Annotated in this window: 10 protein-coding genes; 6 read left to right on the forward strand and 4 right to left on the reverse strand. The window is 61.5% G+C overall.

What is annotated here, in order from left to right; all coding sequences use genetic code 11:
* Window positions 1-3: 3 nt before the first annotated feature.
* Both gmd and HKD27_RS00580 read right to left on the reverse strand, forming a co-directional pair.
* Window positions 4-987, reverse strand: coding sequence for a GDP-mannose 4,6-dehydratase (gene gmd, locus HKD27_RS00575; RefSeq protein WP_062497544.1), 984 nt, complete (start codon window positions 985-987; stop codon window positions 4-6).
* A gap of 466 nt (window positions 988-1,453) precedes the next feature.
* The gene (locus tag HKD27_RS00580; RefSeq protein ID WP_194688274.1) at window positions 1,454-3,217 is read right to left on the reverse strand and encodes a bifunctional diguanylate cyclase/phosphodiesterase; all 1,764 of its coding nucleotides are present in this window, start codon (window positions 3,215-3,217) and stop codon (window positions 1,454-1,456) included.
* A gap of 118 nt (window positions 3,218-3,335) precedes the next feature.
* Between HKD27_RS00580 and HKD27_RS00585 the strand changes: the two genes are divergently transcribed.
* Entirely contained in the window at window positions 3,336-4,418 is a 1,083-nt protein-coding gene (locus HKD27_RS00585; RefSeq protein ID WP_228518255.1) for a glycosyltransferase family 4 protein, read from the forward strand.
* Between the two features lie 2 nt (window positions 4,419-4,420).
* Here the strand turns inward: HKD27_RS00585 and HKD27_RS00590 are convergent, their stop codons facing one another.
* Window positions 4,421-5,419, reverse strand: coding sequence for an aldo/keto reductase (locus HKD27_RS00590; protein ID WP_194688272.1), 999 nt, complete (start codon window positions 5,417-5,419; stop codon window positions 4,421-4,423).
* Between the two features lie 51 nt (window positions 5,420-5,470).
* Here HKD27_RS00590 and HKD27_RS00595 point away from each other — a divergent pair, with 51 nt between their 5' ends.
* The 5 genes from HKD27_RS00595 to HKD27_RS00615 all read left to right on the forward strand — a co-directional run bounded on the left by HKD27_RS00595 (window position 5,471) and on the right by HKD27_RS00615 (window position 11,403).
* Window positions 5,471-6,802 carry an O-antigen ligase family protein gene (locus HKD27_RS00595; RefSeq protein ID WP_370544209.1) on the forward strand — a complete coding sequence of 444 codons (1,332 nt, stop codon included), beginning with the start codon at window positions 5,471-5,473 and terminating at the stop codon, window positions 6,800-6,802.
* A gap of 19 nt (window positions 6,803-6,821) precedes the next feature.
* Window positions 6,822-7,820: a GTP-binding protein gene (locus tag HKD27_RS00600; protein WP_062497542.1), complete on the forward strand. Its 999-nt coding sequence runs from the start codon at window positions 6,822-6,824 to the stop codon at window positions 7,818-7,820.
* The gene (locus HKD27_RS00605; RefSeq protein ID WP_194688271.1) at window positions 7,817-8,857 is read left to right on the forward strand and encodes a WD40 repeat domain-containing protein; all 1,041 of its coding nucleotides are present in this window, start codon (window positions 7,817-7,819) and stop codon (window positions 8,855-8,857) included. The genes HKD27_RS00600 and HKD27_RS00605 overlap by 4 nt, the downstream gene beginning before the upstream one ends.
* 162 nt (window positions 8,858-9,019) lie before the next feature.
* Window positions 9,020-11,008 carry a GAF domain-containing protein gene (locus HKD27_RS00610; RefSeq protein ID WP_194688270.1) on the forward strand — a complete coding sequence of 663 codons (1,989 nt, stop codon included), beginning with the start codon at window positions 9,020-9,022 and terminating at the stop codon, window positions 11,006-11,008.
* 23 nt (window positions 11,009-11,031) lie between these two features.
* A complete protein-coding gene (locus HKD27_RS00615; protein WP_194688269.1) occupies window positions 11,032-11,403 on the forward strand; it encodes a response regulator in 372 nt (123 codons plus the stop codon).
* 12 nt (window positions 11,404-11,415) lie between these two features.
* Here the strand turns inward: HKD27_RS00615 and HKD27_RS00620 are convergent, their stop codons facing one another.
* Entirely contained in the window at window positions 11,416-11,721 is a 306-nt protein-coding gene (locus tag HKD27_RS00620) for a SelT/SelW/SelH family protein (protein ID WP_041111937.1), read from the reverse strand.
* Window positions 11,722-12,102 lie beyond the last annotated feature (381 nt).

Consider the following 12,102-nt stretch of genomic DNA (forward strand, 5'->3'; position numbering starts at 1 on the left):
CGCTTAAAGGCCGTTGCGTTTGCGGTGGCGGGCCAGATCAGCTTCCACCATCTCGGTGATCATCTCTTCCAGCGTGGTTTCCGGCTCCCAGCCAAGCGCTTTTTTCGCTTTGCTGGCATCGCCCAGAAGAACTTCGACTTCTGCCGGTCGCAGGAAGGCCGGGTTGGTGACAACGTGATCTTCGTAATTCAGACCAACTGAAGAGAAAGCGATACGGCACAGGTCGCGGATGCTTGTGGTGCGGCCTGTTGCGATGACGTAGTCGTCCGGAACTTCCTGCTGGAGCATCAGGTACATGGCACGGACATAATCCCGCGCATGTCCCCAGTCACGGGTGGCATCCAGATTACCCAGGGCCAGTTCTTTTGCCAGGCCGAGCTTGATGCGGGCGACGCCGTCCGTAACCTTGCGGGTTACGAACTCGATGCCCCGCAGCGGGCTTTCATGATTGAACAGGATGCCGGAGGAGGCATGCATGCCGAAGCTCTCGCGGTAATTTACGGTCATCCAGTGCGCGTAAAGCTTGGCGGCGGCATAAGGAGAGCGTGGATAGAACGGTGTTTTTTCGTTCTGCACCGGCTCCTGGATCAGGCCATACATTTCGGAGGAAGATGCCTGATAGAAACGGGCATCGCTTTTGACGATGCGGGCCGCTTCCAGCATGTTGACTGTCCCCATGCCAGTCACGTTTCCGGTCAGCAGCGGCTGCTGCCAGGATGCGGCGACGAAGCTCTGGGCAGCAAGATTGTAGATCTCGTCGGGTTTGACGGTTTCCACAATGCGAATGAGCGAGGACAGGTCCGTCATATTGCCGTCGAGCAGCTCGACATCATCAAGAATGCCGAGCCAGCGGAGACGCTCGCCGATAACATCTGCGGAAGCCGAACGACGCAGGAGGCCTACGACCCGGTAGCCTTTCCCAAGCAGAAGTTGACTGAGATAGGCACCGTCCTGGCCAGTGATTCCTGTAATGAGAGCTGTAGGCATGCTTTTCCCAGTCCGGCTTGATGACAGTCTGCGCCCACCATATGGGCTTATAGGGTTTCAGGGGTTAACCTTCCGTATCACAGTGGTCAATGTCTGAGTGTGGGTCCTGCCTGGACATCCGGAAACGGAAATACAAACTGTCCTGCACAAATCACGAAGAGGTGTCTGTGCGGATGGAAAATATGCTCACCCTGGGGAGGTATGGGAGGTGTCAGTAAATTCTCGACAACTCAAGATTATTTCGGTTACAGGCTGTAGCAAAGTATTTGAATGGAAAGATGATGGCATCTTACAGGAAAACTGAGGGGGCTTCGTTTCATATTCCTGCGGAATCACAGGACTGTCACTCTTCTGAAAGGGAGAGAAAGCCAGCGCTGTCGGCTGTTGAGAAGTATCGTCTGCTTCGTGAGACACGGCGGGTTCTTCGGCGTGAACGTCTCGCCGGGGAGCGGAAAGCCGATCTGCGTTAAGACGCGGACGCCGAGGTTCCGCTGTTCTTCCCGGATATGACGGGAGTATCGGTCATTCCGGGATAGGCTGACAGGTTGGCGAGGGGAGCCGGGCGCCCCATCAGGAAGCCCTGTGCTGTGCTGCAGGAGGTGTGCCTCAGCATTTCGAGTTGGGCTGCGGTTTCGACGCCTTCGGCGATGACTTCCATCGACATGGCGTGCCCCAGTGTCATGATGGCGCTGACGATGCTCTGGGCCTGCGGGTCGTTCAGCATGTCCCGGATGAATGAGCGGTCAATCTTGATCCTGTCGAAGGGAAAACTGCGCAGGTAATTGAGGCTTGAAAACCCGATACCGAAATCGTCCATGACGATCTTGACGCCAAGAGCGCGGATCTTGGTCATGGTTTCCAGATTGCGCTGTACGGCGTCGAGAAAGATGCTTTCTGTCAGTTCGAGTTCAAGGCGTTCCGCCGCCAGACCTGTCTGGAACAGGGTCTGGATTACGGCGGCGTACATGTCATCATGAAGGAACTGGACTGCGGAAATATTGACGGCGACCCTGACATGCGAGGGCAGTCTGCTGACCTGGGCGCAGGCTTCGAGCAGCACCCATCGACCGATCGGGACGATCAGGCCGCTCTCTTCCGCTATGGGGATGAATTCGTTGGGAGAAATGACCCCTCTTGTGGGGTGCTGCCAGCGCAGGAGCGCTTCAACGCATTCGATCCGGTTCGTCCTGAGGCAGATCAGGGGCTGGAATTCCAGGAAAAACTGGTTTGTCTCGAGCGCGCGTTGCAGATCATGTTCCAGCTTCGAGCGATGATGGACATCGGCCTGCATGAGGGGAGTGAATCTGATCCAGTCCGGCGACTGAAGGCGGCGCGCCTCCTTCAGGGCCAGTTCTGCGTAATGACAGGCCGTTTCGAAATGGTAGGTGTCGAACGGGATGAGGCAGCAGCCGATGCTGGCTGTCAGGTGGATCCTGTGTCCGTCTATCGAGAGGGTGGTATGGAAAATATCCCGGATGATCTGGGCCCAGCGGGTTGCCTGGATCGGGTGTTCGTAGGGGAACGGGCAGAAAATGCCGAAATCGTCGCCGCCCAGCCGTGCGGCCATGCACTCCTCGGTCAGGAACGCTCGAAGACGTTGCCCGATTTCATTGAGAACGCTGTCGGCGATGCGGGTGCCATAGCGCTCGTTAATGATGCGGAAACGATTGATGTTGGCGTGTAGAAGAATTCCTGCGGGCTGCCGTGTTGTTCCGTTGCCGAGAAACGCGCTCATACCTTTCTCGAACTCTTCCCGCCCGCACAGCCCTGTAACACTCTCCGGAGGAAGGCTGTGAGATGCAGAGAGGCAGGGGGGAAACGTGATGGCCAGGGCCAGGCAGTCCAGGTCATTGCGTCGAAGCGGAGTCAGCCGGAACGCGACCTGAAAGCTCCGTCCTTCCAGTGTTCGGAGGACACCGGGATGGTAACTGTTATCCGGTGGGGTTTTCCGGACTCCGGGAAGGATATCGCGGATGGCGGGGAAGTTCTGGAGATCGGTTCCGATGCAGGAGAGAAGGGGTCTGTTGGCCTCGATGATCCGGTCCTGATAGAGGATGGCCAGTCCTTCGCTGGAGGCGTCGGCGAGATGATGGATGGGAAACAGCGCGGTGATGTTTTCTCGTGAGGTGCTGCCAGGTACCCTTCCCCGGGGCGCAGTCTTCGGGAAGGTGGCGTCCACGCGGTGTGGAGTCCCTTCCTGGCTGGTCCTCTGGGGAATATGCACGATCATTTCTTATCCTCTGTCTTCGAAGAAGATGGCGCGGTTTTTGTTAAGAAACTGGAAATATCGGACAGTCATGAACTGTCCAAACTGAAACAAAATGTTTCTGAACGAGGACCCGGACATCATGCAGCACCCCGTCCTGACCATTCTGCCACCGCGGGAGCGTTATGAGGCGGGGCATGCGGGGGCGATTTCCCTTCTTGTCAGCCGGGAAGCGCGGTTTTCGGATGTTGTGGCGGGAATGGGACGGATCGGCACGCCTCTGCCTGGCGGGCAATACAGGCCGTTAATCCTGCCCCGGGTTCCGCTCTCACGGAAGTGGCGTCTGCGTTTCGCCTGTGTGGCGATGATGCGGTTTTGTCGCCCTGCTTTGACGGAAATTCACAATCGGCCTGATCTGGCGCGTTTTCTGGCCCGGTTCGGGCCCGTCAGGCTGATTCTCCATAACGATCCCTGCACAATGCGCGGCGCGCGTTCCGTCCGGCAGAGGGAAGATCTTGCCCGGCATGTTCTGGTTTGCGGCGTTTCGGACTGGGTGACCGGGCGTTTTTGTGAAGGATGCGGGCCGGTCCGGACGGAGGTGCAGCCCAACTGTATCGATCTGTCCGTATTGCCGACGGCCGGTCTGCGGCAGAAAGTGGTGCTGTTCGCGGGGCGGGTTGTAGCGGACAAGGGCGTGGACGCGTTTGTCCGGGCCTGGGGTGCGCTCCGGTCCCGGTATCCGGGATGGAGGGCTGTCATCATGGGGGCGGACCGCTTTGGACCCGACTCACCGGAAACGCCTTTTCTGGAAAAGCTGCGGCCTGTGGCCGCGGCTGCGGGGGTCATGATGACGGGATACCGGCCTCATGATGATGTACTGGAGGCGATGGCGGCGGCGGCTGTGGTGGTGGTGCCCAGTCGCTGGGAAGAGCCTTTTGGTATGACTGCGCTGGAAGCCATGGGATGTGGTGCGGCAGTTCTTGCGTCACCTGTGGGCGCGCTGCCTGATCTGGTGGGAGATGCGGCTTTGCTCGCAGCGCCGGACGAAGCCGGGGCGCTGGAACAGGCTCTGAGCCGTCTGATGGACGACGAGGGTCTCAGAGCCCGGTTGGGAGAACGGGGGCGGGAGCGGGCAGCGCTGTTCGATGTTGCGGCTGCCCGTGTCCGGCAGGAAGAGCTGCGGCAGGCGGCGATTGCATTCGCGCGCCGCCCACCGCAGCTTTGAGGTCAGTCCCGTGCCGGGGGCGCCATGAAGGTCGGGTCGATGGGATTGGGGACGTGCCGGGCCAGAATGTCGTCCACGGCTTTCTTTTCCTCGTCGGTCAGGGACCAGCCGAAGACGTCCTTGACGCCTGAGACCTGACCCGGCTTGCGGGCCCCCCACAGGGCGATGACCGGGCCTTGATCGAGAACCCAGCGAACGGCGAAGGCCATCACCGACTTGCCGCGCTTTTCGGCAAGCTTTTCGAACTCGTCCACGGCTGCGAGATACTTCTCGAAATTCGGCTTCTGGAACTTCGGATCGTTCGAACGCAGATCATCCTTCGGGAAGGTTGTGTCTCGGTTCATCTTGCCGGTTAGCAGGCCACGGCAGAGGGCCCCGTAAGCGAGAACGACGGCGTTGTGCTTCTCGGCGTAGGGCAGGATGTCCTTCTCGATGGTGCGTTCGAAAAGGTTCAGCGGCGGCTGGATCGTGGCGAGCGGGGCGACTTCGCGGAAGATGTCCATCTGTTCCGGCGAGAAGTTGCTCACGCCGAGGGCTCGGATCTTGCCTTCCTGATGGAGCTTCTGAAGCTCGCGGGCGCTCTCGTCGATCGGGGTTTTGTCGTCGGGCCAGTGGATCTGTTCGAGGTCGATCGTCTCCACACGCAGACGACGCAACGAGTCCTCGACTTCCTTGCGGATGCGGGCCGGGCGGGAATCCCGGAAGACCTTCATGTTCTTTTCGTCTTCGCCAACCCAGTGCAGCCCGAGTTTCGTGGCGACATGGGCCTTGTTGGGCTTTTCAGCGAGCGCCCGGCCGACGATTTCCTCGGAATGGCCGAAGCCGTAGACCGGCGCGGTGTCGATCAGATTGATGCCTTCATCGAGGGCCGCGTGAATGGTGCGGATGCCATTGTCATCATCGGGGCCGCCCCACATCCAGCCGCCGATGGCCCAGGTGCCGAGGGCGACGCGGGAGAGAGGCGTGTCGATGCCGGGGATGCGGATGGTGTCGGATGCCATGAGTGTCTCCACTTGAAATGGACGGTAACGAAAAAGCGCTTCGGACTGTAAGTGGTTGCATGGCAGCGGGAAACCTTTCATCCACGCCAGATGCGTTTCTCTCCTTCTGTCCTGACCCGGATCGGCCGCTGGGCTGCCGTGGTCCTGCCTCTGGCCCTGACGCATGTGCGCGTGGCGGGTGAGGCCGATCTTGATCTTCTGGCCGTGCTGCTTCTGCTGCATTCGGGCCTGACCGGGCGGCGCGAGGGCGGATGGGACTGGTTCCGGGAGCCTTGGGTCGTGGCGACATTCTGCTGGTGGGGCTGGCAGGTGTTGTGCACATTGTGGGTGTCGCCGGGGCATGGGGCGCTGGTTCAGTCCCTGCTGGCGATCCGTTTTCCACTCGCGGCCGCTGCTTTGGGCTGTTGGGTGCTGAAGGATGCAGTCTGGCGCCGTCGCGTGCTGTGGCTGACCTGTGCGTGCGGGGTCTATATTGCATTGCAGATGCTGATCCAGGCCGTGTTCGGGCGCAATCTGTTCGGGATTCCACGCTTTCATGACGGAACGCTGACTGGGCCGTATGCGCATCCGCGGGCTGCGGCACCTCTGTCCCGGTTGATTTTGCCCCTGCTGATGGTCGGGTGTGCGGCGGCGGAAGGGGCGCGCAGCCGTCTGGTGCGGACGCTGGGACTGTGCGCGGCTACGGTTCTGGCGGTCGGGATTATGGTTCTGGCCGGGCAGCGGATGCCGCTTGCACTGTCCCTGCTGGGGATCGGGGTGTGCGCGCTGCTGTACCGGCCAATGCGTCCGGCAGCACTGGCGGCCGCGGCGATGTTGCCGGTTCTGGTGCTGGTGGCGCGGGTGTTTTCGCCGGGCAGCTTCTTCCATCTCGTAACGCTGGCGCGGCAGCAGCTCACGCATTTCGGACAGTCGCCCTATGGGGAAATCTATACCCATGCGGTCGTGATGGCGCAGGCGCATCCTTGGGTTGGACAGGGTTATGACGCCTACCGGCATTACTGTGCCGCGCCATCCACGTTTCATGGGATCGCGGGTCTGTCTGATGCCATTCCGGAACAGGGATGGCTATCCCTCTGTGTGCAGCATCCGCACAACCACTACCTTCAGGCGCTGGTGAATGCGGGGGTGCCGGGGCTTATCCTGTTTGTGCTGATGATCGCGACCTGGCTGAAGGCGATCTGGCCGGGGCGGAATGGCGCGGCCATTTCGATCGGACTGTTTGCCGCCGTGTTCATTCAGGAATGGCCGATCGCATCGTCTTCGGACTTCCTGAACCTGCCCCTGAGCGGATGGGGCTTCCTGCTTCTGGGGCTGGCGCTGGCCTATCGGACATTCCGGGGTGGGGACGGGTTTCAAGCGGACAGGGACCGGCCTATATCGTAAGGCAGATTACGGAGGCCTTATGTCCAGCACCCCTGACACTACTGCGACCCCGACGCGGACCGGAACGGTTCCCGTGACGGTCCTGACCGGCTTTCTCGGCGCCGGCAAGACGACGCTTCTCAATCATATCCTGACGGCCGAACATGGCCGCAAATATGCGGTCGTCGTCAACGAGTTCGGCGAACTCGGGATCGACAATGACCTCGTGGTGGATGCCGACGAGGAAGTGTTCGAGATGAACAACGGCTGCATCTGCTGCACGGTGCGCGGGGATCTGATCCGCATTCTGGGCAGTCTGCTGCGTCGGCGGAACCGCTTTGACGGCATCATTGTCGAGACGACCGGACTGGCCGATCCGGCGCCGGTCGCGCAGACGTTCTTCGTGGACGAGAACCTGCGGGAGAAAGCCCGTCTGGATGCGGTCGTGACGGTTGTGGATGCGTTCAACGTCATGGAAACGCTGGACGAAAGCCCCGAGGCCGTGAACCAGATCGCGTTTGCGGATGTGATCGTGCTCAACAAGGTTGATCTTGCGGATGAAGAACGCCGCAAGGAGATCGTGGCCCGTCTGCGCAAGATCAATGCGGTGGCGCAGATCCATGAGGCGCAGCATGGCGGCGTGAAGCTGACGGACATCCTTGACCGGGGCGGCTTCGATCTGACGCGTGCGCTCAAGACGATGCCGGATTTTCTGGAAAACGACCATCACTCGCATGAAGAGGGCATCACCAGCATTTCCCTGAGCATCAAGGACCTGATCGACCAGCGTCGTTTTCAGGCCTGGATCGGGGCGATCCTTCAGGAGCAGGGGGCGGACATTCTGCGGGCCAAGGGCATTCTGCATTTCAAGGGCGAGAAGGACCGCTTTGCGTTCCAGGCCGTGCACATGATGGCGGATGGCGACTTCATCGGTCCGTTCCGCGAGGGCGAGAGCCGGGAATCCCGTCTGGTGTTCATCGGGCGCAATCTCAACCGTCCGCAGCTTCGTCGCGGCTTTGAAAGCTGCATTGCGGAATGATGGGTGATCTTCTGACGGACCGGGGCGGAGAGCGCCAGTTCGAGAGTCCGGTTGTCCAGGTCGTCTCCTCGCGGGACGGGCACGGTTTTGCAGCCCTGACGGCGGATGGGGAGCTTGTGCTGATTCCCCGTGCCCGTCTGCGGGATCCGGAAAGCTGGACCGTTGTGGCAGCGCATGATGGCGGGCTGTGTCTGGCACAGGATTGCGCTCCGGATGCGTTCCTGTCGGGCGGCGAGGACGGAAAGCTTGTCCGGACCTTTGCTGACGGACGGAGCGAGACCCTGCATGAGGGCCGGCGCTGGATCGACTGTGTGGCGAGCACGACGGGGCATCTGGCGTTCTCGACGGGCAAGCAGGTCGAGGTCCGGACAACGGAAGGGCGGGAAACGCTCAAGGTTCTGGAGCATCCTTCGACCGTGACCGGCATCGTGTTCGATGCGAAGGGCAAGCGGATCGCGGCGTCACATTATAATGGGGCGTCGATGTGGTTCGTGCAGGCGAAGGTCGATACGGTGCGACCGTTTGAATGGAAGGGCAGCCATATCGCGATTGCCATCCATCCGGGCGGCGAGGCCTTGGTGACGTCCATGCAGGAGAACGACCTGCATGGCTGGCGTCTGTCGGATGGGCACAACATGCGCATGAGCGGCTATCCGAAGCAGGTGAAATCGCTGGCCTTCACGCGCAATGGCCGCTGGCTGGCGACGGCCGGGGCGGATGCGATCATCCTGTGGCCGTTCTTTGGCGGCGGGCCAATGGGCAAAGCTCCGGCCGAACTGGCGCGTCTGCCAGGGCTGTTCGTCAGTGCGGTCTGTCCGAACCCGAAGGAAGACATCATCGCGGCGGGCTATGAAGAGGGGACGGTCGTGCTCGCGGAAATCGGAGGGGGCGACCAGCGCGTCCTGCCGCTGTGCTCCGGACAGGACACGAAGCGGGGCAAGGTGACGTCGCTGGGGTTCACGCCGCAGGGCGGATCTCTGGTGTTCGGAACCGAAGAGGGCGTTCTGGCGGCGATCGACCTGTCCAGTGCGGGCTGAAGCCTGAAAGGGGCGGCAACTTTTCTGATGAATTGTTGCTGCCCCTGAAACACGGTATGTTCGCTCATGCCCAGCATGGACCCAGCCCCAAAAGCGTCTGTGAAGACCGTGGTTTCGCCGGACGCACCGCCGTTTCCGGCGGAGAGGCCTGCTGATCTGAATATGTACGGGGATCTGAAAGCATTTTCGGATCTCGACCTTGATGACATTGCAGTCGCGGCGGCGGCCGTCTGTCGCACGCCGATCGCGTTGGTCAGTATTCTCGACGGGGACCAGCTCTGGTTTTCCGCGCGGGTCGGTACGGATCAGCCGTCCGGGGCCCTGGCCAATTCGGGATGTGCGCCTGTCATCACGCGCCGGGCGCCGGTGGTGATCCCCGATATGATGGCCGATCCCGAGACGCGGAAAAACGGTCTTGTCTGCGGGGCGCCGGGCCTGCGCTTTTATGCCGGCTATCCGCTGTTTACCGCAGAAGAGGAGGTTTTCGGCACGCTGTGCGTTGTGGATCTTGAGACACGTCCGCAGGGTCTCTCGCAGGCGGAAAGTAACGGTCTGGCGGCTCTGGCGCGTCAGGCCATGCGGCTGATGGAGATGCGTCGGGAAACCGTGGCGCAGGAACGGCGTCTGACGGCGCAGCAGATCCGCCGGGAGAGGGCCACCCGGCAGGCGAGGCAGGCGGATGTGGAGCGCCGTCACGCCATGGAGAAATATGCCCTCCAGCAGGAGGCCGGCGCGGCCGGTGGGGTGGGGATCTACGAATATGATCTGATCAGCGGGGACATCGCCGTTTCCCCGGAAGTCTGTCGCATCATCGGCCTGCCCGTCACGGATATCCTGACGGTGCGGCAGTGGGTCGCGCAGGTGCATGAGGACGACAGACCGCAGATGCCTGTCCTGTCGCAGCTTCTGGACGGATCGGCGCCGCTGAAACTCGAATATCGCGTGGTGCGGGCGGATGACCAGCGGGAACGCTGGGTTCTGCGCCAGGGCGTGCTGGATCGTGACGAGGCGGGGCGTCCTGTCCGCCTGATCGGAACAATTCAGGACATCACCCCTGAGCGGAATGCGACCAGCCGTCTGACAACCCTTCTGGCGGTGGGCGATGCCCTGCGGATGGCCACGACGCGCAGTCAGGCGCTGACGGAATCCTGCCGCCTTCTGGGGCAGCGGCTGGAGGTGCAGCGTGTCGGGTTCGCAGCCATTACGGTGCGCGACGAACTCTTTACCGTCGATCAGGGATGGTGCGCTCTGGGGATGCCGGTGGTTTCGGGAGAGTTCTCCTTCAGGGCCTTCCGCCGGACGTCGGATTTCCTGCGCAGTGGAGCCGTCCTCATTCTGGATGATCTCTCCAGCCCGTCCTGGATGCGCGAGGAGCGTGAGGCCTGTCGCGCGGTGCAGATCGAGGCGCAGATTGTCGTCCCGAAAATGGATCATGGCGAACTGACGGGCTGTCTGTTCGTGCACAGCGCGCTTCCACGGGAATGGACGCTGGACGAGACGTCCTTCATCCGGACTGCCGCGGACCGGATTTTTGCGGCGCTGGACGAATGGGATGCCGAGACGCGTCAGGAGATCGTCAATCATGAAATCCTGCACCGCCTGAAGAATACGCTGAGCATTGTGCAGAGCCTGGCGCATCAGGGGTTCCGCAGCGTGGACGACCAGGGGCCGCTCACGACCTTTACGTCCCGTCTGGTGGCGTTGAGTGCGGCGCATGATCTGCTGATGCGTCGGAACTGGCAGTCCACGGATCTGGCGAGTCTGGTGCAGGGGGTACTGACGCCGCTGGGCGTGGAGAACAGGGTTCAGGTCTCGGGACCGTTTCTCAAGCTGGGTCCGGATACGGCGACGTCCTTTTCGATGCTGCTGCATGAACTGGCGACGAACGCCATGAAATATGGTGCGCTGAGTATTCCGGAGGGGACGGTGTTTCTGCACTGGACGATGACGGGAACAGGCGAGGGGGGCGTCATGGCATTGCAGTGGCGTGAGGCCGGTGGACCGCAGGTTACGCCACCCGCCCGGACCGGCTTTGGCGTGCGTCTTCTGAAGGCCGGACTGGGGCGGCACGGGAAAACGGAACTTCACTACGCCCCGACGGGTTTATGTGCAGACCTGACCGCCCCCATCCTGTCGCTCGCGACGGTCTGAGACACACCGGAGACCCGTTTTACATGCCGGAGGACCCTGACACACGGCCCACGATCCTCATCGTCGAAGACATTGTCTTCATCCGTATGATGACGGAGGACTACTTCGCGAATGCCGGTTTCAGGACCCTGAGCGCGCGTACGACGGCAGAAGCCATAGTGCTTCTCGAAACGGATCCGACGATCCGTTACCTGTTTGCGGATATTCACCTGCCAGGCGGTGAGGACGGCCAGAAACTGGCTGCCACGGCCCGGAAGCGCTGGCCGCCCGTGAAGATCATCCTGACCTCCGCCGACATGCCCGCGGATCAGGTCCGGTTGCCGGTGCGCGGCTTGTTCGTTCCCAAGCCCTACAGTCTGGACCGGGTCAGGCAGGCTTTCGAGATGATGCCCTGATTAGGCCGCGGGTCAGCGTTCCGGCTGCGGATCCGAGGTCCGGTCCGTGTGGCCCAAGTCGCGTTCGGGAGCAATGATGTCCCTGACGCGCTGTTTCAGTTCTTTCGGGCCGGGAAAGCCGCCGTCGCGCTTGCGTTCCCAGATCAGCGTTTCGTTCACATGGATTTCGAATCGGCCGCCCGTATCGGGGATGAGCGCGACTTCACCCAGGGCCTGACCAAAGGTGGAGAGCAGTTCCTGCGCCATCCAGCCCGAGCGGAGCAGCCAGTTGCACTGCGTGCAGTAGCGGATGGAAACACGGGGTGAAGCAGGTGTCATGAAGATCCTGTGGGGGCTTTGGGATGTTTGTCCCGAGACAGTCTCATAAGAGTTTCACACGTAAAAGCCTTCGCGCCCGCAGCCCTGAACGTTAAGGATACGGACTGGTTCCTCACTCCGTTTTCCTGACTGGATTTTCCTGCTTATGCGTCCTGCCCTTCGTCTGCCCGCTGCACTGCTCTTGTGTGCGACTGTTCTTTCCGCCTGCGCGCCTGCGACGCATACGTCCGCTACCGCCCAGGGCGGCATCCTGCCGGACAGTGTGGTTCCCGACGAGCGCCTCGTGCTGGCTCCGCCGCCCGCGCCCGGGAGTGCCGCGCAGAGTGATGACGACCGGGTGTTTCATCTCACACGCGCGCTGAAGGACACGCCGCGCTGGAA

This window comes from Gluconobacter sp. R75690 (assembly GCF_015244525.1).
GTDB classification, from domain to species: domain Bacteria; phylum Pseudomonadota; class Alphaproteobacteria; order Acetobacterales; family Acetobacteraceae; genus Gluconobacter; species Gluconobacter potus.